25 protein-coding genes and 1 riboswitch are annotated in these 26,430 nt (G+C 43.1%); of the genes, 22 read left to right on the forward strand and 3 right to left on the reverse strand.

Translation table 11 applies throughout. The features are described 5' to 3' along the window. Window positions 1–70 precede the first annotated feature (70 nt). The 8 genes from rpoE (at window position 71) to ACN0V2_RS01065 (ending at window position 8,320) form a co-directional block, all read left to right on the forward strand. Window positions 71–646, forward strand: coding sequence for an RNA polymerase sigma factor RpoE (gene rpoE / locus ACN0V2_RS01030; RefSeq protein WP_417548929.1), 576 nt, complete (start codon window positions 71–73; stop codon window positions 644–646). A gap of 2 nt (window positions 647–648) precedes the next feature. Continuing rightward, entirely contained in the window at window positions 649–1,215 is a 567-nt protein-coding gene (locus tag ACN0V2_RS01035; protein WP_417548930.1) for a sigma-E factor negative regulatory protein, read from the forward strand. A 2-nt stretch (window positions 1,216–1,217) separates the two neighbouring features. After that, window positions 1,218–2,198, forward strand: a complete 981-nt coding sequence (locus ACN0V2_RS01040) for a MucB/RseB C-terminal domain-containing protein (RefSeq protein ID WP_417548931.1) — start codon at window positions 1,218–1,220, stop codon at window positions 2,196–2,198. Further along, entirely contained in the window at window positions 2,195–2,617 is a 423-nt protein-coding gene (locus tag ACN0V2_RS01045) for a SoxR reducing system RseC family protein (RefSeq protein WP_417548932.1), read from the forward strand. Before ACN0V2_RS01040 ends, ACN0V2_RS01045 begins: the two co-directional genes overlap by 4 nt. Continuing rightward, the gene (locus ACN0V2_RS01050) at window positions 2,617–4,041 is read left to right on the forward strand and encodes a DegQ family serine endoprotease (protein ID WP_417548933.1); all 1,425 of its coding nucleotides are present in this window, start codon (window positions 2,617–2,619) and stop codon (window positions 4,039–4,041) included. Before ACN0V2_RS01045 ends, ACN0V2_RS01050 begins: the two co-directional genes overlap by 1 nt. A 166-nt stretch (window positions 4,042–4,207) precedes the next feature. Then, window positions 4,208–4,912 (forward strand): response regulator transcription factor, encoded by a 705-nt coding sequence (locus tag ACN0V2_RS01055; RefSeq protein WP_417548934.1) that lies wholly within the window; start codon window positions 4,208–4,210, stop codon window positions 4,910–4,912. Beyond that, the gene (locus ACN0V2_RS01060) at window positions 4,909–6,258 is read left to right on the forward strand and encodes a histidine kinase sensor domain-containing protein (RefSeq protein ID WP_417548935.1); all 1,350 of its coding nucleotides are present in this window, start codon (window positions 4,909–4,911) and stop codon (window positions 6,256–6,258) included. Before ACN0V2_RS01055 ends, ACN0V2_RS01060 begins: the two co-directional genes overlap by 4 nt. 136 nt (window positions 6,259–6,394) lie before the next feature. After that, on the forward strand, window positions 6,395–8,320 hold the full coding sequence (locus ACN0V2_RS01065) for a TonB-dependent receptor domain-containing protein (RefSeq protein ID WP_417548936.1): 1,926 nt from the start codon (window positions 6,395–6,397) through the stop codon (window positions 8,318–8,320). Window positions 8,321–8,405: 85 nt separating this feature from the next. On the opposite strand, the gene ACN0V2_RS01070 is transcribed toward ACN0V2_RS01065, so the two are convergent. Then, window positions 8,406–9,761, reverse strand: a complete 1,356-nt coding sequence (locus ACN0V2_RS01070) for an MATE family efflux transporter (RefSeq protein WP_417548937.1) — start codon at window positions 9,759–9,761, stop codon at window positions 8,406–8,408. A 276-nt stretch (window positions 9,762–10,037) separates the two neighbouring features. On the opposite strand from ACN0V2_RS01070, the gene lepA reads away from it, so the two are divergent. From lepA to ACN0V2_RS01140, 14 genes are all read left to right on the forward strand, one after another. Beyond that, a complete protein-coding gene (gene lepA / locus ACN0V2_RS01075; RefSeq protein ID WP_417548938.1) occupies window positions 10,038–11,834 on the forward strand; it encodes a translation elongation factor 4 in 1,797 nt (598 codons plus the stop codon). 12 nt (window positions 11,835–11,846) lie between these two features. Continuing rightward, window positions 11,847–12,608 (forward strand): signal peptidase I, encoded by a 762-nt coding sequence (lepB, locus tag ACN0V2_RS01080; protein WP_417548939.1) that lies wholly within the window; start codon window positions 11,847–11,849, stop codon window positions 12,606–12,608. A gap of 71 nt (window positions 12,609–12,679) precedes the next feature. Further along, window positions 12,680–13,060: a DUF4845 domain-containing protein gene (locus ACN0V2_RS01085; protein WP_417548940.1), complete on the forward strand. Its 381-nt coding sequence runs from the start codon at window positions 12,680–12,682 to the stop codon at window positions 13,058–13,060. Continuing rightward, on the forward strand, window positions 13,057–13,740 hold the full coding sequence (gene rnc, locus ACN0V2_RS01090) for a ribonuclease III (protein WP_417548941.1): 684 nt from the start codon (window positions 13,057–13,059) through the stop codon (window positions 13,738–13,740). The genes ACN0V2_RS01085 and rnc overlap by 4 nt, the downstream gene beginning before the upstream one ends. After that, window positions 13,737–14,642: a GTPase Era gene (gene era, locus ACN0V2_RS01095; protein ID WP_417548942.1), complete on the forward strand. Its 906-nt coding sequence runs from the start codon at window positions 13,737–13,739 to the stop codon at window positions 14,640–14,642. Before rnc ends, era begins: the two co-directional genes overlap by 4 nt. 12 nt (window positions 14,643–14,654) lie before the next feature. Next, window positions 14,655–15,374 carry a DNA repair protein RecO gene (recO, locus tag ACN0V2_RS01100; protein WP_417548943.1) on the forward strand — a complete coding sequence of 240 codons (720 nt, stop codon included), beginning with the start codon at window positions 14,655–14,657 and terminating at the stop codon, window positions 15,372–15,374. An 11-nt stretch (window positions 15,375–15,385) separates the two neighbouring features. Continuing rightward, on the forward strand, window positions 15,386–16,117 hold the full coding sequence (gene pdxJ, locus ACN0V2_RS01105) for a pyridoxine 5'-phosphate synthase (RefSeq protein ID WP_417548944.1): 732 nt from the start codon (window positions 15,386–15,388) through the stop codon (window positions 16,115–16,117). Continuing rightward, entirely contained in the window at window positions 16,114–16,494 is a 381-nt protein-coding gene (gene acpS, locus ACN0V2_RS01110) for a holo-ACP synthase (RefSeq protein ID WP_417548945.1), read from the forward strand. The genes pdxJ and acpS overlap by 4 nt, the downstream gene beginning before the upstream one ends. A gap of 1 nt (window position 16,495) precedes the next feature. Continuing rightward, entirely contained in the window at window positions 16,496–17,383 is an 888-nt protein-coding gene (cysM, locus tag ACN0V2_RS01115) for a cysteine synthase CysM (protein ID WP_417548946.1), read from the forward strand. A gap of 47 nt (window positions 17,384–17,430) precedes the next feature. Then, complete coding sequence (locus tag ACN0V2_RS01120) at window positions 17,431–19,452, forward strand: hypothetical protein (RefSeq protein ID WP_417548947.1); 2,022 nt, start codon at window positions 17,431–17,433, stop codon at window positions 19,450–19,452. Window positions 19,453–19,463: 11 nt separating this feature from the next. Beyond that, a complete protein-coding gene (locus tag ACN0V2_RS01125; protein WP_417548948.1) occupies window positions 19,464–20,057 on the forward strand; it encodes a YdbL family protein in 594 nt (197 codons plus the stop codon). An 82-nt stretch (window positions 20,058–20,139) separates the two neighbouring features. Then, complete coding sequence (gene rlmD / locus ACN0V2_RS01130) at window positions 20,140–21,468, forward strand: 23S rRNA (uracil(1939)-C(5))-methyltransferase RlmD (protein WP_417548949.1); 1,329 nt, start codon at window positions 20,140–20,142, stop codon at window positions 21,466–21,468. A 265-nt stretch (window positions 21,469–21,733) separates the two neighbouring features. After that, window positions 21,734–21,811, forward strand: a riboswitch (cyclic di-GMP riboswitch). 18 nt (window positions 21,812–21,829) lie between these two features. Further along, a complete protein-coding gene (locus tag ACN0V2_RS01135) occupies window positions 21,830–22,525 on the forward strand; it encodes a choice-of-anchor K domain-containing protein (protein WP_417548950.1) in 696 nt (231 codons plus the stop codon). A gap of 83 nt (window positions 22,526–22,608) precedes the next feature. Further along, the gene (locus ACN0V2_RS01140; protein WP_417548951.1) at window positions 22,609–23,754 is read left to right on the forward strand and encodes a DNA alkylation repair protein; all 1,146 of its coding nucleotides are present in this window, start codon (window positions 22,609–22,611) and stop codon (window positions 23,752–23,754) included. A gap of 76 nt (window positions 23,755–23,830) precedes the next feature. Here ACN0V2_RS01140 and ppsA read toward each other — a convergent pair whose 3' ends face one another. Then, window positions 23,831–26,188, reverse strand: a complete 2,358-nt coding sequence (ppsA, locus tag ACN0V2_RS01145; protein ID WP_417548952.1) for a phosphoenolpyruvate synthase — start codon at window positions 26,186–26,188, stop codon at window positions 23,831–23,833. A gap of 5 nt (window positions 26,189–26,193) precedes the next feature. Then, on the reverse strand, window positions 26,194–26,430 hold a 237-nt coding region (locus ACN0V2_RS01150), incomplete at its 5' end, for a kinase/pyrophosphorylase (protein ID WP_417548953.1).

Raw genomic sequence — 26,430 nt, forward strand, 5'->3', positions numbered from 1 at the left:
AAATGATATTGGTCAATCAAGCATTAAACAGAAATCGTCTCCGGCATGTCGGAGTAGGCCGGATAAAAAAATGAACGTGGATCAGGAATTAGTTCAGCGGGTGCAGGCGGGCGACAAAAAGGCCTTCGATCTGCTCATTATGAAGTATCAACAGCGAATCATACATGTGATAACCGGTTTTGTGCATGACCCAGTTGAAGCGATGGATGTGGCGCAAGAAGCGTTTATAAAAGCGTATCGTGCGTTGCCCAATTTTCGCGGAGACAGCGCGTTCTACACATGGCTTTATCGTATCGCTATAAACACCTCAAAAAATCATCTTACTGCGAGTTCGCGGCGCCCTCCCATGAGCGACGTAGATGCTATGGATGCAACTAATTATTACGATGCTCCAGAACTTAAGGAATTTGAGACCCCTGAAGATAGTCTCATGTGTGTACAGTTGGAACAGGCTATCCAACAAGCTATTGAAGATTTGCCGGAAGACACGGCTACCGCCATAAAATTGCGGGAATTTGAAGGTATGAGTTATGAAGAAATCGCAGAAGCGATGGACTGTCCGATCGGTACTGTCCGGTCGCGCATATTTAGGGCTAGGGAAGCTATCGATAAACAAGTTAAGTCAGTGATGGGTGAAGAGGAATAATAATGGCAATTAATCATCTCGAATTAGTGTCTGCTTTGGTTGATGGCCAGCTGACAGGTAGTGAACTCGAACAAGCGTTGGCTTTAATCGCCAACGACGATAATGCTCGTGAAGCATTTATGCGCTACCAGCAAGCAAGCGATATATTGCATGGGTATACAAGAAGTATTAATCGAAGTCCTTTGGCATTAACCTCTAGGATTTCTGCTGCACTTCAAGATGAACCTGATTATTCAATTGCAACTGAAACAAAATCAACAGCAAAACTTTTACGCTTTCCAAATAACTTTTGGAAACAAGCTACTGGATTGGCGATGGCTGCTTCAGTTGGGGCGCTTGCCGTTGTTGGGGTGGTTCAGCAACAGTCGGGTGTAGATAACCTACCAATCGCTAGTGTGGTTGCCAATGAAGCACCCACGACGTTGATTAGCCAGTCCAATCGTTGGACGGTCGCTGAGCCGGAAATTGAAGACAGGCTCAATAATTATTTAGTTGACCATAATGAGTATGTTGGTACTTCAGGCATGTTTTCTTATGGGCGTGTCGTTTCCTATGGCACGGAGCGATAAAAATGCGTCAGCGATTTCGTTTTTGCGTTGCGCTGTTGGTGTTATTCGTGCCAACAGTACAGGCAGAGTCCGCTTCAATTGAATTACTTGAGCGAATGAGCCAAGCAGCAAAGCAACTCAACTATGAAGGCGTTTTTGCTTATCAAAGTGGCAAAACATTCCAGTCCGTGCGTATTTATCATCGTAATAATGACGGCACTGAGTCAGAAAGATTAATTTCACTTAATGGTGCTGCCCGCGAAGTAATTCGCTCTAATGATACGGTCACATGTATCAATCCGGATGGTAAACAAATTAATGTGAGTCAACGTCCTCTGGGTAGAGGCTTTCCGAGTGATTTGCCCCGTCGATTACGTTCAGCTACACCTTTTTATGAATTAAAAATGGGTGATGAAGATCGGATCGCTGGAAAATTGACACAGAAACTGGAAATTAAGCCGGTTGATAATTACCGTTATGGTTACCAGCTGTGGATGGATAAAGAAACTGATTTATTACTTAAATCAGAACTGATTGATGACAATAATGAAGTTTTAGAAACGTTTGAGTTTACCGATATTCAAACCGGCATCGATATCCCAGATTCGGCTTTGAAAGCACAAATGTCGGGAAATGAAATGATCATGCATCGCACCGAACCTGGTGAAATGACAACACAAGATTTAGCAGCCTTTTCAAATTGGCAAGCAAACTGGTTGCCGGAAGGTTTTACATTGGTTGCTCATCAAAATCGCTTGCGTGCCAACAATGGCGCTCATATTGAACAGCGAGTTTATAGCGATGGTTTGAGTTCAGTCTCGGTCTTTATCGAAAAAATGCGTGCTCAACATAATCATTTTCATGGTGGATCACACATGGGGGCGGTAAATGCATTTGGCAGTGTGATTCATGCACATTTTGTGACGGTTGTGGGTGAAGTGCCTGCAGTAACGGTCGAAAAAATTGGTTCAGCTATCAAATACGCTGGCCCGGAACAAAGATGATTGAACAAAAAGCCACTGTAATCCGTTCAGATGAGTCAACTATTTGGCTGCAAGCTGAACGTCAATCTACCTGTGACAAATGTCAGGTCAAAAAAGGCTGTGGTACCGGACTATTAAGTGAGCATGTAGGTCGACGCTTTTCTACCATCGCTGTACCCAAAAAACAGATTGTAGAACCCGGCCAGCAGATGAATGTCTCCATACCAGAAGAAGCCTTATTGCATGGGGCTTTCATGATGTATCTGCTACCGATTTTATTTATGTTTGCAGGTGCAGGACTCAGCCGATTAATGTTTGCCAATGAATTGTTGGAAATTATTGGCGGATTGGCTGGTCTGATGCTTGGCTTTTATTTGGTTAAAAACCGGCTCAAAAACCAGAAAATAGCCATCGAAACTCAAATCATAGAGGAAAAATAATGACGCAATACAGAACAATTATTGCAATGTTGTTGGTTTGGCTAACATTTAGTTCAGCCTTACATGCCAGGGCATTACCAGAATTTACCGAATTAGTTGCAGACAATGCTGATGCAGTTGTGAATATCAGCACGACCAGTAAAGCCCCAGAAACTATGGCAGGAGCACCTCCTGGCTTACCGCCGGGTATGGAAATGCCAGAAGGAACTCCTTTTGATGATTTTTTCAAACGCTTTTTTGGCGATCCATCCCAGCCTCGTGCACCTCAACCAAGCTCATTAGGCTCAGGGTTTGTATTATCATCTGATGGCTTTATCCTAACCAATCATCACGTTATTAAAGATGCAGATGAAATCATCGTTCGTTTTAGTGACCGTACTGAATTGGTCGCTGAATTATTAGGCAGTGATGAGCGTAGTGATGTCGCTTTATTAAAAGTTGATGCGTCAGGCATGAATCTAAAAGCCGTTAAATTGGGTGATTCAAATGATCTGAAAGTAGGAGAGTGGGTATTGGCCATTGGCTCTCCATTTGGGTTTGACTATTCGGCAACTGCGGGTATTGTCAGCGCATTAGGTCGTAGTCTGCCAAGTGACAGTTATGTCCCTTTTATACAAACCGACGTAGCCATTAATCCTGGTAACTCAGGTGGTCCATTATTTAATTTGGATGGTGAAGTGATTGGTATTAACTCGCAAATCTACAGCCGAACTGGTGGATTTATGGGAGTCTCTTTTGCCATTCCGGTTGATACGGTGATGGACGTGGTCGCTCAGATCAAAGACCAAGGTTATGTTAGCCGTGGTTGGTTAGGTGTCGTCATACAAGATGTAACACGTGAATTGGCTGAATCTTTTGGCTTGGCTAAACCACGTGGTGCCCTTGTTTCAAGAGTGGTTGCAGGAAGCCCTGCTGAAAAAGCCGGTTTTGAAGCGGGAGACGTGATTCTCAAATTTGATGATCGTAATGTTGATGCTTCTTCTGATTTACCACCGATTGTTGGTCGTACCGCGATTGGTAAGAAGTCTAAAGCCGAAATTATGCGTAATAACAAAATGATGACGCTCTCGGTTGTTGTTGAAGAGTTACCGGAAGACGAGCAAGTTGCCAGTGGTAGTGCCCCGCGTGAAGGTCAGTTTTATGATAATCGTCTTGCGCTGGAAGTGACCGATTTAACTGCTGAACAGCAAGCTGAATTAGGTCCGAATCAAGGCGGCGTAACTGTCAGAAAAATTGAATCTGGTCCTGCGGCAGAAGCTGGTCTTGCACCAGGTGATTTGATTCTTAGTATCAATAACGAAAAGATTACTGATGCAAAACAGTTTGTTGAATTAGCTAAAAATTTGCCTACCAATAAAGCTATTCCAGTGTTGGTACAACGTTCTGGAGCGTCTCAATTCCTGGCGTTAAAAATTCCAGAATAGCCATTCTTCGCTAATCCATTGCGGATTTAATCAAAAGCAGCTGATGGGATTCCATCAGCTGCTTTTTTTTTAATTGTGGACTGAAAAACAGAGTTTCTTATTTAGTGATTTAGCTTTATCATTAATGATAATTATTATCATCTAGCTAAGAAAAGTTCTGTATTACATGCCTGACAAAAACAAAGCTCCTATCAGCATTCTCATTATTGAAGATGATTTAATCTTAAATTATCAGTTAAAACAGTTGCTGGAAAAACAAAGTTTTATCGTGACTCAATGCTTTAATGGTGAACAGGGACTGCAGAATGCCGTTAGCAATCATTATGACCTGATTCTACTTGATGTCAGTTTGCCTAAGCGTGATGGTTATTCTGTATTAAATACTCTGAGACAAACCCAGCAAACCCCGGTCATTATCCTTACAGCACATGGTGCAGAAGAAGAACGCATAATGGGCTTTAAAAATGGCGCGGACGATTATTTACCCAAACCATTTAATTTCACTGAATTGGTGCTTCGCATTGAGGCGATCCTAAGAAGAGCCAGATCAGCTATTCCCCAACAAGTGGTTGATTCTGTTTTGCAATATGAAGGCTTAATACTGGATAGGCAAAAACAACAGGTGTTTTTTCAAGATCATCCCGTGCAACTGACCCCAATACAGTTCAAATTGTTGTGGACGTTAATGTTGCACGCTAACCATCTGCTCAGTAAACCCCAACTTTATCGATTGGTTATGGAACGCGATTTTAGTCGCTACGATCGAAGTTTGGATATGCACATGAGCCGGGTCAGACGTAAATTAACAGATGTTGGTATGCCAGTGGATCGGTTACAAACAGTACATGGCACAGGTTATATCTTGCTATGAAACGCCGCCTATTCTGGAAGCTATGTACCACAATCACCGTTGGTACCATTGCATTATTCTGGATAATTCATCATTTGATTCTGCAAACAGAGCAGCATATGAGTTTTATAGATCAGAAATATCAGCAGCAATTAATTGATTATGCCTCCCACGCAGAAAAACTCTATTTACAAGGCGATGAAAAAAAACTAGCCGAATGGATCAAAACCCTACAGCAACAGGAAGACACGTGGGTTGCCCTTATCCGTTCCAAACTTACTCCAATGGCAGGGAGTGAGATGGATGACTATTTCGTGGAAAATTTTGCATTGGGCAGAAATGTCAGCTGGAAAATCCATTTGTATTTTGCCCAAAACCCGATTATGGATATCACCTTTGCAGATGGTCATACCCATTTCCTGATCCGTCTCCCGCAACGTATGCGTCCTGGAGGATATTGGACTTATACCAGTCTTTTATTACAAATTGCTTTGCCAATGCTTTTGCTTGCCATCTTAAGTGTGGTGATTTACCGGCACGTCATGTCCCCATTAAGGCAACTCGAAAAAGCCACAAAACAATTCAGTGATGGAGATTACCAAGTCAGAGTACGGGATGATCTTGGCAAACGTAATGATGAAATAGCTGCTTTAGCCAGCACCTTTGACAGCATGGCGGAAAGAATAGGTGCACAAATTCAGACTCAACGTAATCTCACATCAGATTTATCACATGAATTAAGAACACCATTAACACGTGTAGAGCTGGCATTAAGTATTGCCGAACAATCCCATCCAGATGATGAATCGCTGCAGCGGATCCGTTACGAATGCCAGCAGATGCGTGATTTGGTGGAAGATGCGTTAACACTTGCCTGGCTGGAAAATGAGCGGCCCGCATTACGTAATGACTCCTTGGATCTGACCGATCTGATAGATAGCATTGTCGAGAATGCTCGATTTGAATTTCCCAAACATGTGATAACCGTCCAAACACCTGAAACAGCTTATCTTCATCAAAGTAGCGATCGTGCATTAGGTCATGCTATTGAAAATATCTTACGTAATGCACTTTCGCACACACCAACACAAGGTACGGTCAGTTTATCTCTGAAACAGTATCCTGACCGTTATGATCTGCACATTGATGATCACGGACCTGGTGTGCCCAAAGAGCACCTGCAAAATATTTTCAAACCGTTTTTCCGCTTACATACCCCTAATTCCAATGTTCATAAAGGTTTTGGTGTGGGGTTGGCGTTAGCTCGACGCCAAGTCGAAGCGACAGGTGGGAAGTTATGGGCGCAAGCCCATGAGCAAGGTGGTTTAACAATGATCATGCAATTGCCTTTAATCACAAAATCCTAAAACGTCAAATTACAAAGTAATTGTAACAATTGTAAATTTGGTTTTAATCTCCATTCACACTGACTAGAATGCGAATCTGTTTTATTTGATAATGATTATTATTCGCGAGGTTGGTGTGAGTATAAAACGGAGTATTGTGAGTCGTCCTACAATTTTAACCTTGGCAATAGCAGCTGCTTTGTCAGGCCAGGTTGTTTGGGCGAATGAGAGTGACAGTATTGAGCTTGATGTTGTAAAAGTAACAGGTAATACCATTACCCCAGAACTTAATAGCGTTACAGCAGAACAAATTGAAAAACTACAGGCAACTGATTTACAAGATCTTTTCAGTCAGTCGCCTGAAGTGACTATTGGCGGAGGTGCAGGTTTTGCTCAAAAACTCTATGTTCGGGGTATAGAAGATCAGCTGTTAAATATTACTATTGATGGTGCACAGCAGGCGACACGTCAATTTCACCATGCTGGCCGAATCAGCATTGAGCCTGAATTATTAAAACGGGTCGAAGTCAATGCGGGCGCAGGTAATGCCTTGTCTGGTCCAGGCGCATTAGGCGGCTCAGTTAAATTTGTGACCAAAGATCCAGAAGATATGCTCAAGCCGGGTGAAAACTTTGGTGGTTTGGTAAAAGGCATGTTCTCAAGTAACACAGATAGCTTCAAAACTAACACCAGTCTATTTGGCAAACTAAATGAAGACTGGAGCGGCATGGTTTCCTATACGCAATCAGATGTTGATAACTATGAAGATGGTAATGGCGATGAAGCATTAGGAACAGAAGCCGATCAAGAGTATCTGTTTGCAAAAGTTGTTGGACATTTGACTGACAGCCAGACGGTACGTTTAAGTTATGAAAAATATCAAGATGAAGGTGAGAGAACACAGCGTCCACAGTGGAAAGTGGCTGGTTTTAATCCTCTTTATGATATTGATTTAGAACGTGAAAGTGTCACCCTAAACTACAATTTAAATCCACTTGATAATCCCTACTTGGATTTAGCTTTCACACTGTACAACACTGAAACAGAGTTATTCCAAAATGGTCGATTTGGACCATTCACTGGAACAGGTGAGAGCACAGGGTTCGATTTACGTAATACATCTATCTTAGGTATGCATGAAATCACCTATGGTATTGATTATCGTGAAGATGAGTCGATTGCCGATGGTGATGGTGAGAATGCCAAAGATGAGTCTAAGGTTAAAGGCGTTTTTCTTCAGGATGATATCCAGTTGACCGATGCGTTATTGTTAAGCGCGGGCCTTCGTTATGATGATTATGAATTAGATACTGACTTTGGCAATACTTCTCATACTGAAAGCGATGTCAGTTCAAATATCGGTCTAAATTATCACTTTACAGACAATTGGAGTGCTTTTGCTTCCTTTGCTGAAGCCTTTAAAGGCCCTTTAGCACAAGATGCGTTTAAACTCGGTTTTACAACCCAAGCCGAGGATTTGAAACCTGAAAAGGCAGAGAATTTTGAAGTCGGTGTTGCGTATGACTCAGCAACCTGGTTCGGTTCTGCCAAAGCTTATAGAAGTGAAATCAAAGATGTTATTGGGGTAGGGCCAGTAAGAAATACCTTTGATAATCTGGGCGACTTGGAATCCAATGGTTATATTCTAGAATTAGGTCACCGCTGGGATAATTTAATGGCACGTGTCAGCTATCACTACAACGATGCCGAAGTAGATGGAGTTGAAGCCAATGCCTATGACCATAATGGTATTGCTAATACCGTTCGTGATACGTTGATTGCATCAGTTGACTATGAACTCAATTCACAATGGAGTTTTGGCTGGAATGGTCATTTTGTTAAAGGCAATAAAGTAAATTCTCCAGTGATAGGTGAAGCCAATCAACCTGGTTATGGTGTGCATGACTTATATGCTCAATGGACTCCATCTACTTCAGAAGATGTGCGTATTGCATTTGCCGTTCGGAATATTCTCGACAAAAACTATATTGCTCATTCAAGTGTAGCCGACTATGAGCCCGTCTTGAGTGGTTATAAAGAGCAAGGCCGGGATGTGCGACTGAGCGTAGCTTGGCAGTTCTAATTCATCAAGCTGTATCCCCTGAATAAATGCTTGATGAGCTTTGGCCGGATGTTGCAACGACATCCGGCTTTTTTCTATATTCCGGTTAACTATTTTTCTGAATAATATTGCTGGGAGAATATTTCCAGCAAAGTAATAGAGCCAAAATAAATGTTAGCCACTCAGCCAACGGAAGGGCAATAAGAAACTGTTTTTCGGGTAGCCATGTCGCAAACAGTAACAATAAACCTGCAGGCAATATTAAACCTCGAGATAAAGCGACACTCATTGAAGGCAGGGGCTTTTGCATAGCGGTTAAATAAACCGATAAGGTGACATTTAATCCATTGACAAGAAATAGCGGCCAAACCAAGTGGATGAACTGGGCCGATAATTGCTGGCTTTCCACGGCACCATCTTGCAAAAACAATTGAATCAACCACTGTGGATAAAGCAGCAAAATACTAATCAAGGACAGTGATAAAACCAACACCATCAGCATGGCGGTGACTAAAAAGTCTCGTATTCGTTTGGCTTGTGCTGCCCCATGATTTTGACTGATTAACAAATGCAGAGCATCCGCTATGCCGTAATAAATCATCAGGCTAATGAAAATCAGATAATTAATCACCGCAAACGCTGCTAACCCACTGACACCTTGATAAATAATTAGTAACCAATTAAGCAGTAAAATCACCATGCCGCCCGACAGTTCATTAACAAATTCCGAGAGCCCGTTGTAGGCGACTTTAGTGACTTCTGACCAGTTTCCTGGTCGCAAAATCAACTTTAAGCGACGTTGTTTGCCCAGAAAATAGGTTGATAGAATCAGCATTTGCACGATCTGGGCAGCCAAGGTGGCCAACGCCGCACCTTTTAATCCCATTTCCAAGCCGATAATGAATAGCGCATCGAGAACAATATTAATTAACGCGCCTGCTACAAGTGCTGAGGTACCCAGTTTTTGGCAGTTGTCCAGGCGGATAAAGTAATACAGCACCATGCTGGTGATCTGCAGAACGAGTACAACACAAATAATGTGAAAGTAAGGAAGGACAAGTATTATCAATTCTTGCGGAGCGCCCAGTAGCGTTAATATTTGCCGGTCGAGCAGTAACGAAATACTCATAAACAACAGACCGACAATAAAAATGCTTATCAGACATTTACTGAAAACTGCAGAAGCAGCTTCGATTTTGTCTTGCCCTAAATAACTCCCAGCGCGAACAGCGCCACCAATGGACAACATCAGCGCGATGGCAAACACCAGCGTAAAAAATGGAATCAATAATGTGATGGCAGCCAAACCATCAGAGCTGACAAACTGACCGATAAAAATTCCGTCTACGATGCTGGCGGTAGTGATGGCCAGTAATCCGAGAATGGAAGGAATGGCAAAGCGAAGAAAAGTGGAAATAATCGGACCGTAAAGGACGTCATTGTCGGTTTGGCTAGCCTGCATTTGGTTTCCGTTTTCAAAGATAAGTGGTGTGGGAGCGCTTAATGCTAATGATTCTTATTATTTAAGCAATGCTTTTACAGTGATCTTTTGGGTTAAGCCCTGTAAAACAACTTAGTATCACGCTATTTATTATCGTTATAACTCAGTTAAGTGCGTATAATACCGGGTCATTTGCCCGATGCGGGATTCGCGTTGGCAACACATTCTAAATCATGGAGCTGAACACATCTTGCAACACCATATTTCAAACTCCGATACGTTCAAAATCGCTACTCAATGAAAAATATTAGAAACTTCTCAATTATTGCTCATATAGACCACGGCAAATCCACTATCGCAGATCGGTTTATCCAAATCTGTGGTGGATTGACTGAACGTGAGATGTCCCAACAAGTTCTTGATTCAATGGACATCGAAAAAGAACGTGGCATTACTATCAAGGCACAAAGTGTCTCGCTAGATTACACCGCGAAAGATGGCGAAACTTATCATCTTAACTTTATCGATACACCCGGCCACGTTGACTTTTCTTATGAAGTATCACGTTCGCTTGCGGCTTGTGAAGGCGCATTGCTGGTGGTTGATGCTGCACAAGGCGTTGAAGCGCAAAGTGTGGCCAATTGTTATACCGCTATTGACCTTGGTCTTGAAGTGTTACCGGTCTTGAACAAAATTGATTTGCCTGCAGCTGAGCCAGATCGGGTGGCACAGGAAATCGAAGATATAATTGGTGTCGATGCATTGAATGCAGTGCGTTGCAGTGCCAAAACCGGTGTGGGTATTGATGAAGTCCTTGAAGAATTGGTGGCACGGATTCCTCCTCCCCAAGGCGATCCAGAAGGGCCATTAAAGGCACTGATTATTGATTCCTGGTTTGACAGCTACGTTGGGGTTATCTCTCTGGTTCGTATCAAACAAGGCCGACTGAAAACCCGCGATAAAATCAAAGTCATGTCGACTGGGCAAGAATATCAAGTTGATGAAGTAGGTGTGTTTACCCCGAAACGCAGTAAACGTCCTGCCTTGAACTGTGGTGAAGTCGGCTATGTGATTTCGGGCGTCAAAGAAATTGATGGTGCACCGGTGGGCGATACCTTAACGACCTCTCAACATGGTTCAACCGAAATGTTGCCAGGCTTTAAATCAGTGACACCACAGGTTTATGCTGGTGTATTTCCGGTCAGCAGTGATGACTATGATGCGTTTCGTGAAGCCTTGGGTAAGTTACGCCTAAACGATTCCTCGTTGTTTTTTGAACCGGAAAACTCACAGGCATTGGGTTTTGGATTCCGCTGCGGTTTCCTAGGCTTGCTGCATATGGAGATTATTCAGGAACGGTTGGAACGGGAATACGATCTGGATCTGATCACCACAGCGCCGACCGTTGTATTTGAAGTCGTCACGAAAAAAGGTGATGTGATTAAGATTGAAAACCCGGCCTCACTGCCGGATGCCGGTTCAGTTGAAGAAATCCGCGAACCAATTGTTATAGCCGATATGTTGGTTCCCCAAGATTATCTTGGTGCCGTGATTACGCTTTGTGTTGAAAAGCGTGGTGTGCAGAAATCGATGCAATATATGGGGAAACAGGTTGCGCTGACCTATGAATTGCCAATGAATGAAGTGGTCATTGATTTCTTCGACCGCATTAAATCGGTCAGTCGTGGTTATGCATCATTGGACTATCACTTTATCCGTTTTGAAGCGGCGCCATTAGTTAAATTAGACATATTAATCAATGGCGAAAAAGTAGACGCTTTATCCATGATTGTGCACAAAGATCAAAGTGTGTCACGGGGCAGGCTATTAGTTGAAAAAATGCAGGAGTTGATACCACGCCAAATGTTTGATGTGGCGATTCAGGCAGCCATTGGTGGGCATATTATTGCGCGCTCAACGGTCAAGGCAATGCGTAAAAATGTTTTGGCAAAATGTTACGGAGGCGACGTTTCTCGTAAACGTAAATTGCTAGAAAAACAAAAAGCCGGTAAAAAACGAATGAAATCTATTGGCAAAGTGGATGTGCCGCAAGAAGCCTTCTTGGCTGTATTGCAGTTATCTAAGAAATCTTAAAAGGAGCGCTTAGTGAGTTTTCCCGCAATTATGGTGTTACTGGTCGCGATAACCGGCCTAATATGGTTAGTTGATCGTTTTTGGTTAGCGCCTCAACGGGCTGTGAACGAAAATGAACCGGCGATTGTGGAATATGCCCGCTCATTTTTTCCAATTATTTTACTGGTTTTAGTGATTCGCTCTTTTGTTGCTGAACCATTTCGTATTCCTTCTTCATCTATGTTACCGACCCTACATGTGGGAGATTTTATTTTGGTGAACAAGTTTTCATATGGTGTTCGTTTGCCAGTGATTAACACCAAAATTCTCAACACAGGTAGTCCTGAACGTGGCGATGTGATGGTGTTTCGTTTTCCCCCGCACCCTGAAACTGATTATATAAAACGGGTTATCGGATTGCCCGGTGATAAAGTCGGTTACTTTAATAAAACACTGTTTATCAACGGTCAGGAAATTAAACAAACAGCTGGAGATAGGCCTGCGGATTTGGCTGGGATGATTGCGCCGCGTGCTGAGCTTAAGCAGGAACAGTTAACAGATGATTCGCATGACATCTTGGTGGATCCGCAACGCATGTCAATGGAAGGCGAAATAACGGTTCCAGAAGGCCACTTCTTTGTGATGGGCGACAATCGCGATAATAGTAATGATAGTCGTGTCTGGGGAACGGTGCCGGAAGAAAATCTGGTCGGTAAAGCCTTCTTCATATGGATGAGTTGGAATTGGGACGAGGGTGGTATTGTTTGGTCTAGGGTGGGGCGTTCTATTAACTAGGTTCTATTTATCTTTCAAATTCGTCATTGTTGTGAATTGAAAAGCGTCACACAAGGCGTGAGGAATGAATCATGAAAAAACAACAAGGAATGACGTTAATCAGCTGGGTAATTGTGCTGGCAATCATTGCATTTTTTGCCACCATAACCATGCGATTAGTGCCGATGTATCAGGAATACTACGGTGTTTTACAAATCATGAAGTCCATGGAAACTGAATTAAAAAACAATAAACTCACCAACGAACAAGTGATGTTATTGCTGAGCCGTCGGTTTAATACGGGTTATATTTCCAGTGTTAAGAAAGAAAATATTGAATTATCCCGCGGTAGAAGTAATGCCTACGTGACCAAAATCGTCATTGATTATGAAGTACGTAAACCGTTTATTGCCCATATTGATTTAGTGGGACATTTTGTCACTGAAGTAGATGTGGAACCAGCCAATCGATGATAAACATCAAACAGAAAAAGCTTTGCCAGCAACTTGGCATTCTGTTCAAAAATGAAGAATTGTTACTGCAAGCACTGACTCATCGCAGTGCCGCCCCAAAAAATAATGAACGGCTAGAATATCTAGGTGATGCGATATTGAGTTTTGTGATTGCCGAAGAACTATTTAACCGTTTTCCACAGGCTAAAGAAGGCAAGATGAGTCGTCTAAGAGCAAGCCTAGTTAAAGGGGAAACGTTGGCAGAAATTGCACGTGAACTCAAATTAGGTGAGGTGTTAATTCTCGGCCAAGGCGAATTGAAAAGTGGTGGGTTTCGTCGTGAATCGATTTTAGCAGACACCCTGGAAGCCATTTTTGGTGCATTGTTTTTAGACAGTGGTATTGAAGTGGTTAAGCCTCTGATTCTCCGTCTTTACGATGAGCGTCTGGACTCAATCGACGTAACTGAAACAGTTAAAGATCCTAAAACCCGGCTGCAGGAATTATTGCAAAGCCGCAAATTACCATTACCACTTTACAGTGTGAAAGAAATTGAATCCGCCGATAACCAGCCTGTATTTGAGGCTTCCTGTCAGGTGAGTTTATTGAATAAATTAGTCGTGGCTCAGGGAAGTAGTCATCGTAAGGCTGAAAAAAAAGCCGCTGAACGCGCCCTGACGCTAATCGAGTCAAAATTATGAATGAAGAACACGCTTTTCGCAGTGGCTATGTCGCCATTATTGGCCGACCTAATGTCGGTAAATCCACTCTAATTAATCGAGTGTTGGGCCAAAAACTGTGCATTACTTCTCGTCGTCCACAAACAACCCGCCATCGTATTTTGGGTATTAAAACGACAGAACAGAGTCAATTTATCTATGTTGATACACCCGGCATTCACAGTGACGGTAAACGGGCGATGAATCGTTATATGAACCGTGCTGCTGCCGCTTCTGTGGAAGATGTCGATGTGGTGGTCTTTGTAGTTGAAGGCATGAAGTGGACCGAAGAGGATGAGCGGGTCTTACAGAAATTAAAGGAAACCACCAAGCCTGTCATTTTGGTGATGAATAAAATTGATAAATTAGAAGATAAAGCGACTCTGTTTCCACAGGTAGAAAAGCTGGCCGCTTTGTTTAAATTTACCGATATCGTGCCTTTATCTGCGCGTAAAGGCATCAATCTTGAATCTCTTGAAGAGTCGATATATAAATTAATGCCTGAAGGCGAGATGATTTTTGATGAAGATCAGCTTACCGATCGCAGTTCCCGTTTTCTGGCAGCCGAAATGGTGCGTGAAAAACTGTTCCGTCATCTTGGGCAAGAACTGCCATATTCATTAACGGTTGATATCGAACAATTTGAAGATGACAACGGTATGTTTCGTATCAGTGCTGTTATTTATGTCGAACGCAGTGGTCAAAAATCTATCGTTATTGGTAAAAAAGGCGAGTTGCTCAAGCAAGTCGGTAAAGATGCCAGAGAAGACATGGAAAAATTATTTGGCTGCAAAGTTTTTCTGCAATTATGGGTCAAAGTGCGTGAAGGTTGGTCTGATAATGAACGCATGTTACGAAACTTAGGTTATAACGACGATCTTTGATTAGGCGACGCGGTGGAATTCACCCAGGCATTTGTTTTACATCAACGCCCTTATCGGGAAACCAGCTTACTGCTGGATGTATTTACCGCTGATTATGGTCGGTTAAGTCTGGTGGCGCGGGGCATACGACAAAATAAACGTCGTCACAATAATCCACTGCAATTATTCCAACCTTTGTGGCTGAATTGGTTTGGTCGAGGTGATTTGCTTACATTGAGTAAAATCGAAACGACCAGTGCCCCTTATTGGCTACAGGGACATGCCACTTTATGTGGTTTGTATATCAATGAATTGTTAGTTCGCTTGCTTACTCAGCAACAACCTGAACCATTAGTGTTTGATGCCTATCAAAGGGTACTGGAAGGTTTACAGCAAGCAGATCAAGTAGAACAGGAATTAAGGCTTTTTGAAAAGCGATTGTTAGAAGCTTTGGGTTATGGGTTGGATTTGACGACGGATAGCGATGGTCAACCTGTTATAGAGCATCAGCATTATAGCTATCAGCCTGATCAAGGTTTACAACCGTGTTTAAAAAATGACATCAAACGTATTATTTCAGGTGAAAGTTTGTTGCAGTTGCAACAGGAAAACCTTACTAATGCAGAAAGCCTCAATGAAACAAAGCAGCTGATGCGTTTAGTAATAAACTACTATCTAGGTGGCAAACCGCTGAAAAGTCGGCAGTTGTTTGCTGAAATGCAACAGTATGCCGGCCCTAAAACAGCGAATTAATAAGGAACATCATGTCGATTTATCTTGGCGTCAATATTGATCATGTGGCCACGTTAAGACAAGCCCGGGGTACACGTTACCCTGATCCGATTCAGGCGGCTATTGAAGCAGAACAAGCCGGTGCCGACAGTATTACGCTACATTTACGCGAAGATCGGCGCCATATCCAAGATCGCGATGTCAGGATGCTGGCTGATATTCTGCAAACCAAAATGAATTTGGAAATGGCTGTTACCGATGAAATGCTCGCTATTGCTGAACATTACCGTCCAGCTGATTGCTGTCTAGTACCTGAACGTCGTGAAGAACTGACAACAGAAGGTGGGCTGGATGTAGCCGGTCAACAATCACGTATGCATGATGCTTGCGTCCGCCTGGCTGAAGCTGGGATAACGGTGTCGTTATTTATCGACCCAGAATTAAAACAGATTGAAGCAGCCGTCGCTTGCGGTGCGCCAGTGATTGAATTACATACCGGGCGTTATGCTGAAGCCAGTTCAGCAGCGGAAGCCAAAAAAGAATTGAAGATCATTCGCAAAGCAGCTGAACAAGCTCATGCGATGGGTTTACAGGTGAATGCCGGTCATGGTTTGCATTATCATAATGTTCAGCCTATTGCGGCCATCAAAGAGTTAGTTGAACTCAATATCGGCCATGCGATTGTGGCACGCTCATTTTTTACCGGTTTTCAGGCAGCAGTGCGTGAAATGAAACAATTGATGCAGGAAGCCCGTCGAGGATGATCAGTGGTATTGGCACAGATTTGGTGCATATCCCACGAATCGCTGAAATGCTAACAAAATACGGTGATAAAGCGGCGCAGCGGATTCTGGATATCAGCGAGTTCGAGCAGTTTCAAAAAAACAAACAACCCGCAGCATTTCTGGCGAAACGTTTTGCTGCCAAAGAAGCGACGGCTAAAGCACTTGGTACAGGGTTTCGTGATGGACTAAGCCTGCAACATATCACGGTTCGAAATAATGACCTAGGAAAACCGGAACTGGTATTTCATGACTATGCTGAGCAGTTATTAGCAGAAAAAAATATCCAAACGGCCATGCTCAGTCTGAGTGACGATGGTGATTACGCCACTGCCTATGTTGTATTAATGGAAGGCTAAGATGACAGAATATCCGACCATCGAATCCTTTATAGGCAATACTCCGCTAGTGCGTTTACAGCGTTTACCTGGAAATACCAGCAATACTATTCTGGCAAAACTGGAAGGCAATAATCCAGCCGGATCAGTTAAAGACCGACCAGTTGCCAGCATGATTCGCCATGCGCAACTGAGAGGTGATATTCAACCCGGAGATACGCTAATTGAAGCCACCAGTGGCAATACCGGTATTGCTCTGGCGATGGTTGCTGCCATTCTTGGCTATCGGATGATTTTGATTATGCCGGAAAGTATGAGCCTTGAGCGACGTGCATCAATGCGGGCTTATGGCGCAGAAATTATCTTAACCGATGGAATGGAATCAGCACGTGATTTAGCACTGCAAATGCAGGCGATGGGAGAAGGCAAGGTCCTCAATCAATTTGGTAATTTTGATAATCCGTTGGCACATTACGAAACAACCGGGCCCGAAATTTGGCGTGATACTCATGGTGAAGTAACCCATTTTGTCAGTGCCATGGGGACCACCGGCACCATTATGGGGGTTTCAAAATATTTGAAAGAACAAAACTCAGCGGTGCAAATTGTCGGTGTGCAGCCAGTCGATGGAGCAAAAATTCCGGGTATCAGGCGTTGGCCTGCCGCTTACTTACCAGAAATCTTTGAGCCAGAAAGAGTTGATCTGACTTTGGATATAGAGCAGGAAGTGGCTGAAGAGACAATGCGTCGACTCGCCAGTGAAGAAGGTATTTTCTGTGGGGTTTCGTCGGGTGGCAGTGTTGCTGCGGCTTTACGATTATCCGAATCCGTCAGCAATGCGGTAATCGTCTGCATTATTTGTGACCGTGGTGATCGTTATCTTTCCACGGGTGTGTTTCCCGCAGAGTAATGTCCTCCACGACGAGATATGCAATTGCCTTAATGGTGTTGTTGCTCGTGGCAACTTCTTCAGTCAGAGCAATTGAACAAATAGCTATACAGATTGGAAACTGGTCGAGCGAGCAAATCGACATCACTGATCTGCAAGTTGAAGTCAATTTACAAACTACCGGATTGTTTATCACCGCAAAGGCTAAAAGTGTTCAGTTAGCTGAACCTTTTGGTCGACTTTCAAATGTCAGCCTTCGCTGCGATTCTTTACGTTGGTTATCCGAGCAAATTGACTGTCAGGCAGGACAAGTCGAATTCACCCATAAGCATTGGGGCAGTCAAACAATAGCCTTTAAAGTGCAATCCCGTGCTGAAGAAGAGAACTATCAAATAACATTAAATGGCATCCAACTAGCTCAGGGTGTGTTGAATGTTCAGGCAAATTATCAACAAGGAAAATGGCAAACGCAGCTTGCAGGACAGCAAATTTCGCTGAGTAGTCTAATCACTTCTATTTCTCCATATATTAGCGAGCAGCAACAAAGCAGTATTTCACAATGGAATATCAGCGCTGTGGCGGATATTGATGCCGAGCTTAGTGGCGAGCATCAGCAGCTCCGCTCTGCGACGATTTCCGGCATATTTAATAACGTTACTTTTTCTGATGCTACTGGCCGTTATGTAGGCGAGAATTTAGCAGCACAACTACAGCTAAAATTGCACACCGAGGCTAATAATTGGTTCTGGCAACAAACCTTAACCTTGGATGATGGGCAAGCCTATTTTGATCCGGTGTTTTTAGATGTGGCCGAGCAGTCGATCATGATTCGCAGTGAAGGGCAATTTAATAGTGAAGATAAGCGTTGGCAAATAAATGATCTGTGGTTTGAGCAAGATGCATCAGTCCAGGCAAATGGAAAACTACAAGGACAGAATACACAATTACAAAACGTGCAACTGGATCTCAACAGTAGCAACTTAGCTCAGCTATACAAAAGTTGGCTACAGCCGTTTTTCACTGGCTCTTCGCTAAGCCGCCTGCAAACATCCGGGCAAGTGAATGCCAATGTGCAATGGCAGCCTAATCACTATCTCGTCACTATGGACTTGCAATCGGTCAGTGTGGCTGATGAGGCGGAACGCTTCAGTATTGAAAGCCTAGATGGGCAACTGGGTTGGACCAATCAACCGACCGTATTGCCAGTTGCAGTAAGTTGGCAGTCCGCCTCTATACTTAAGGTGCCATTAGGTGGTTCGAACCTACAGGCAGAAGTCAGTCAGAATCAGATCCAATTTACTGAAAGCTTGTCTTTACCCATTCTCGATGGTGGATTGATACTGAATGACTTTCAATTAGGTTTGGCAGAAGAGCAAGGGGTGAACTGGCAATTTGAAGGGGTGTTAAGTCCCATTTCGATGGACAAGTTAAGCCTTTTATTAGGCTGGCCAGAATTGCAGGGAAAATTATCAGGCATGATTCCCAAAGTCAGTTATGCAAAAGAACAAATCAGTGTGGATGGCGCATTGTTGCTCAAACTATTTGATGGGACAACGGTAATAAAAGATCTCCGTTTACAACAGCCATTTGGTAGTTTGCCGCAGCTTTACGCGAATATTGATATAAACCGACTGGATTTACAGACACTCACCAATACGTTTGATTTTGGTACTATAAGCGGCAAATTGAACGGTCAAATTTATAATCTTCGATTATCCAATTGGCAACCAGTGCAATTTGATGCCTTATTTGAAACACCTGACGACGATCCGGGTCGGCGGCGAATCAGTCAGAGGGCGGTGAATAATATCTCGCAAGTTGGTGGTGGTCCCTCGGCAATTTTATCGCGAGGATTTATGGGATTGTTTGAAGACTTTTCCTATAAAAAAATTGGTCTAAGTTGTCGTTTGATGAATTCAGTCTGTCAAATGGACGGTATCGAACCGACAGAGCAGGGATACTATATAGTGAAAGGTGGTGGCCTGCCGCCATGGATTAATGTGGTTGGCTATACCCGAGTGGTAGATTGGCCGGAATTAATTGCCAGGTTAAAAGCGGTCAGTCATAGCGACGGACCGGTTATTCAATAAAGGAAAATCGAATGCGTTTATTAAAATGGTTAATGGGCAGTACAGCGGGTTTGATGCTGATTTCCTGCGTGACAATAAATATCTATTTCCCTGCTGCAGCTGCAGAGAAAGCAGCCGATCGTATTATTGAAGAAGTGTGGAGCCGAGATGGAACACCGCCTCAACCTGCCGCACCGGAAGATAGCAGTCAGCTTAAGCAAAACCTGCCAATTGCTATGCAAGTGTTGAATTGGTTAGTTTCCCCCGCGCAAGCAGAAGCTAATCTGAATATTAATTCACCGGCTATAAATGCATTGCAAGCCAAAATGAAACAACGGCATGAGCGGTTACATCCTTATTATCAAACGGGAGCGGTGGGATTAACTAGTGACGGCTTAATCACGCTACGTGAAGCGTCTGCCGTACCATTAAAAGATCGTAATACTGTTAATACCTTGGTTGCTGAAGAGAATCAGGATCGTAAAGCGTTATATGCAGAAATTGCCCGTGCTAATGGTCATCCTGAATGGGAATCTGAAATCCAAGAAACATTTGCCAGACGTTGGATAAGTAATGCCGCAAAAGGCTGGTGGTTTCAACAAGGCGGCAGTTGGCAGCAAAAATAATTTTTTAATCTAGTTTAAGTCCGGTTATGCCAAGTCATAACCGGACTTTTTTTATGTAAATTTCGTTTATAGGTTTGAACCAATGGCACGTCGTAATCACAAAAAAAGGCTCCCAGCGGAGGCTGTCCAGGCTGTTATAGAAAGCCTTTCACATGATGGTCGTGGCATTGCCAGAATTGACGGTAAAACAGTCTTTGTCGATGGCGCACTGGCTGGTGAGAACGTGTCTTTTCTATATACCCGACTGCATAAAAAATATGACGAAGCCAAAGTCGTCTCTGTCGAAAATGCCTCAGTAGATCGCGTTGAAGCTAAATGCCAACATTTTGGGATTTGTGGCGGTTGCAGTTTGATGCATATGTCACCAGAAGCCCAATTAAGCTTGAAACAAGATACTTTAAAAGAGCAAATGTCTCATTTCGGACAACTCACTCCTGAGCAGTGGTTAGCGCCTTTAACTGGACCACTATGGGGATATAGACGTAAAGCACGCTTAGGTGTGCGATATGTCACCAAAAAAGAAAAGGTGCTGGTCGGTTTTCGGGAAAAAGGAACACCGTATTTAGCCGAACTCACTCAATGTGAAGTTCTCGATCCTCGAGTGGGTTTGCGGTTGGAAGAGCTTGGCAAAATTATTGCCAGTCTCGAAGCTTACAACCGTATCGCACAGATAGAAGTAGCGATGGATGATGTCAACACGGCCTTGGTTTTTCGCAATATGGATCCACTGTGCGAAACAGATAAACAAAAACTGATCAACTATGGTCAGCAACATGATTTGTGGATTTATCAACAATCAGGTGGGCCAGATACCGTCATGCCTTTATGGCCAGAAGAGCCACAACTGCATTACGCCCCTGAGGAAGGACTGAGACTGGAGTTTGCCCCAGGTGATTTCACTCAGGTCAATGCTGGGATTAACCATAAAATGATTGCCAAGGCGATTGAGCTACTGGATTTACAAGAAACAGACCGTGTCTTAGATCTATTTTGTGGCTTAGGAAATTTTACCCTGCCATTAGCCAAACGTGTCAACAATGTGGTTGGTGTTGAAGGGGATAAATCATTGGTTGCACATGCTCAACGCAATGCTGCCATTAATGGTTTGACAAATGCGGAATTTGAACTGGCTGATTTAACTGTCACTCAGTTAAAAGATTATCCGTGGGCCCAGGCTGGTTTTACCAAAGTATTATTGGATCCTCCACGAAGCGGGGCGTTTGAAGTATTGGGTCAAATTGCAGATCTTGGTGCTGAAACTATTGTCTATGTTTCATGTAATCCAGCAACTTTGGCTCGTGATGCGGGTGAACTAGTGAATCAATTTGGTTATACATTGGTTCAAACGGGAATTATGGATATGTTCCCCCATACCAGTCATGTTGAATCCATTGCTTTATTTAAAAAGTGATCAATGATTATTCATCTATTGAGTGAAATAAAACTCCCATTGGACGAGTTTTATTGATTTTTTGAAATACAAAAGATAAAAATTACTTTGGCATCTAATGGGCTATTAAAGGATCAACAGAAAGTCGTAGAACTTCAAAATGTAAAAAGAAATTAGCATTTTTTTACAAAAAATTTCAAAGCTAGTACCAAGGTACAATAGTTTTTAGGATTTTTTCCTCTAAGATAGGCACCATTGCTCCAGTAGATAACCGGAACAATATAAATTAACTGAGTGCCAACCTTGGTGTGAGCCAAGAGACGGAAAGCCACGGGTCTTAATGAAAGATAGCCGGGTTGCTTTTTTCTGAAAAGGAAGTTTTATGAAAAATTTGCTACTTTTTGCTTCATTGTTAGTTGCTTCTGTAACGGCTAATGCTGCTACATTCCAAGGCAGTACATCAGGTACGTTTGAAAACCCTACTGGTCCGTCTGGTATGGTAACGACGGGTGTTGGCACTGATAACTTTACCTGGGGCCAAGGCGTTACTAGCTGTTTCTTCATCTTTTGCAGCACTGAAGACCCAAGTTCATTGACCTACTCTGATACCAATTTCAACGCTAACGTTGATCAAACTTTTATTGCCGGTTATCTGAATTTTTATAACGGTACAATTTATTCTGGTACTCAAGCTAATAGTGTTGATTTATCATTAACATTGAATTTCAGCTCACCTTCTGCTTTTTCAGAAACTTTTACATACGGTTTTTCACTGAATAATGTTGTGAATCCTACCGGTGATACAACAACGTTTATCAGTTCTGTACCTACTAAGTTCTTAAGCTATGCTGGGACCGATTACTACTTTGAATTAACTGGTTTCGGTATCCATACTAAAAATGGTATCAAACTGATTGATGAAATCTTCCTGAAAGAAGGTAAAGAAACCACTGTAAAATTGTTGGGTCAATTCACTTCAATGCCATCTGAAGTGCCATTACCAGCAGCAGTATGGTTGTTTGGTTCTGGTTTGATGGGCTTCATGGCAATGCGTAGAAGAGCAAAAGCGCAAGCTTAATCCTCTCGCAATACCGTACAATAAAAAACCGTGGCTCTAGAGCCACGGTTTTTTTTGTGCCTGGAAAAAGTGAGTAATGACAAATGGCCAGTTCAGAACTGCCTGTTGAATCAACTACGGCACCATTATTAAAAGATCATATCAATCCGCAAAATATCAGGCTGTTGGCTGAATTAATCAAGCAATATCAACCGGTATTCCCCACTGAGGATTTCATAAAACTTACAACGCATCAATTAGATGCCATGCCGCTGAAGACGCGTGTTGAGCATGTTAGCCAAGCGTTGGCTACATTTTTGGTGGGTGATTATGCCGAGAATGCCAAATGGCTTAAACAGCTTGCCAATAACTGGCCTGATAAACAGGATAATAATGGATGGCATAGCTTTATGGCTTGGCCGTTAATCGACTTTGCTGGCAAACAAGGATTGCAAAAGCCAGAGGTGGCATTGGATTTGTTAAAACAACTGACGTCTTTATTTACTGCTGAATTTGCTATCAGGCCCTATATTGAAGGCCATTTTGAGCTGACTTATCGCCATTTAATGCAATGGTGTAATGATCCCGATGAACATGTCAGACGCCTGGCGTCAGAAGGTATTCGGCCACGCTTACCTTGGGGCGGTTATTTAAAAGCCTTACAACGCGACCCACAGCCCATATTTGCGCTACTCACACAGTTAAAAGATGACAACAGTCATTATGTCCAAAAATCCGTCGCAAATAATTTAAACGATATTAGTAAAGATCATCCTCAGCGAGTCATAGCACTCTGCCGTGAATGGATAAATGAGGCAACCCCACAACGTCGCTGGATAATACGCCATGGACTTCGCAGTCTGATTAAGGCGGGGGAACCTGCTGTATTTCAGTTATTAGGCTACAGTGATAATCCGGCAGTAAAGGCTGGGCTTTCTCTTAGTAAGCAGCAGATCAGCTTAGGACAAAGCGTAGGGATTGAGGCAACGCTCATTTCGAGGGCATCGCAGCCACAAACATTTGTGGTGGATTATCGAGTCTGGCATATGAAAGCCAACGGTAAAGCTACAGCCAAGGTGTTTAAGTGGAAGAATGTTGAGCTGGGGAGGGGAGAACAGATTTCGCTTAGCAAATCGCATGGCTTCTTAAGCCTGACGACAAGACGTTATTATAGTGGCAGACACACCATTGAACTGCTTATCAATGGTGTGGGCCATGCACAAGCTGATATAGAACTATTAATTGAATGAGCGTTCAATTTCACCGACGAGCTGATTGATTTCAGCTCGTCTAATGAAATTAAACGTTCAGCTAGGTTATCGGCTTTTATTGCTTAGCCAATGCCTGCCAGGTACTGACAACTGTATCTGGGTTTAACGAAATACTGGTGATGCCACGCTCAAGCAACCATTCTGCCAAATCAGGATGGTCAGATGGGCCCTGACCACAAATACCAATATATTTATCAGCTTTGTGGCAAGCATTAATCGCCATATCCAACATGGCCAAAACGGCTGGGTCACGCTCATCAAATGCTTTGGCAATCTGTGCAGAGTCGCGGTCTAATCCTAATGTCAGCTGAGTCATGTCATTAGAACCGATGGAAAAGCCATCAAAGAATTCTAAAAACTGATCTGCAAGCACTGCATTTGAAGGCAATTCACACATCATGATGACGCGCAAACCATTTTTACCGCGTTCCAGGCCGTTCTTTTTCAGAATATTAATAACGGCTTCAGCTTCAGTTAACGTACGAACAAAAGGAATCATGATTTCTACGTTGGTCAAACCCATGACGTCGCGAACACGTTTGATTGCTTCACATTCCAATTCAAAACAAGCTTCAAATTCTGGCGAGCTGTAACGTGCAGCACCACGGAAACCAATCATCGGATTTTCTTCGTGTGGTTCAAACTGCGCGCCACCAATTAAATTGCCGTATTCGTTCGATTTAAAATCAGACATACGGACAATTACTTTAGCAGGATGGAATGAAGCCGCAATGGTGGAAACGCCTTCAGTAATACGACTGATGTAAAACTCAACCGGATCACCATAGGCAGTGGTTCTTTCCTTAATAATCTGTTGTACCTCGGCATCCATTTCATCTGCGGCCATTAAGGCTTTAGGGTGAATACCAATGGTGTTATTGATAATGAATTCTAATCGAGCCAAACCAACGCCATCATTAGGCAGCTGTGAGAAACTCATGGCACGGTCTGGATTACCCACATTCATCATGATTTTAACGGGTAATTTAGGCATCTCATCCAAAGACTGAATACGATGTTCAAATTCCAGCAGTCCTTGATAAATATAACCTTCATCACCTTCAGCACAGGAAACCGTGGCGGTAGTTCCTTCAGCAACTTTTTCGGTGGCATCGCCACAACCCACAACGGCTGGAATACCTAATTCACGTGCAATAATGGCTGCATGACAGGTGCGACCTCCACGATTGGTAATGATCGCGGCTGCTTTTTTCATGATCGGTTCCCAATCCGGGTCGGTCATGTCTGTTAGTAGCACATCACCTGCTTCAAATTGATCCATTTGATCCAGGCTGGTCAGAATACGAACCCGGCCACGACCAATTTTTCTGCCAATAGCGCGACCTCTAGCGAGTAATTCACCTTTATCTTTTAAGATGAACTGCTCTGTGACATTGACACTGCGGCTTTCGACGGTTTCTGGACGTGCTTGCACAATGTAAATCTGTCCATCATTACCATCTTTAGCCCATTCGATATCCATAGGTCTTTGATAATGTTTCTCAATAATCATTGCCATGCGAGCTAATGATTCAACTTCTTCATCATTGAGGCAAAAATGTAATCTTTCTTCGGCATCAACATCAACCGTTTTAACGGGAGCTTTATCATCACCGGAATAAATCATTTTGAGTGCTTTCTGACCCAGTGTTCTACGTAATACCGCAGGACGATCAGCCGTTAAGGTTGTCTTATGCACATAAAACTCATCCGGGTTAACCGCACCTTGAACGACCATTTCACCCAGGCCATAGCTGCCCGTGATAAACACGACATCTCGGAAACCGCTTTCTGTGTCCAAAGTAAATGCGACGCCTGCAGAAGCGATATCAGAGCGCACCATTTTTTGAATGCCGGCAGACAATGCGACTTCACTGTGCTCAAAACCTTGGTGATCACGATAGGCAATGGCCCGATCGTTGAATAAAGAAGCAAAAACTTCCCTAATGGCAAACTTGATATTGTCTAAACCGGAAACATTGAGGAAGGTTTCTTGTTGACCGGCAAATGATGCATCCGGTAAATCTTCAGCGGTGGCAGATGAACGAACAGCCCAGCTGGTTGAGGTACCGTATTCTTGGACTAATTTTTCATAAGCTTCATCAATGGCCGCTTCCATTTTTTCTGGATACGGAATGGTCATAATCCAATCGCGGATAGTTTTGCCTGCTTTTTGTAAGGCAACAACATTGTCTACATCCAGCTCACGTAATAAATCGTTTATTTGATCCTGTAAGCCGTCATGCTGTAAAAATTCTCTATAGGCATCAGCTGTAGTTGCAAAACCGCTTGGAACCGCGACACCCAAAGGCGCTAAATTTTGTAACATTTCGCCTAAAGACGCATTTTTTCCGCCAACTCTCCCGACATCATTCATGCACAACTTATCGAGTGGAATTACATATTCGGTCATGACACCTACCTTAAATTTTTAGTTTTGTTAAATGTAATGGTTGATTCGCGGATGCGCTCGCGCGCAAGTCCCAGGGTGCGAACAACACGACTGGATATTTCTTCAATAGAAGTATTCGTAGTATCAAATACGGGAATATCGATCTTTTCAAACATTATCATCGCTTTATCTAATTCTGCCTGACATATTTCCAAAGAGGAATAATTACTGTCAGGACGACGTTGACGACGAATGCGGCTCAA

Source organism: Methylophaga sp., from assembly GCF_048266885.1.
Lineage (GTDB): Bacteria > Pseudomonadota > Gammaproteobacteria > Nitrosococcales > Methylophagaceae > Methylophaga.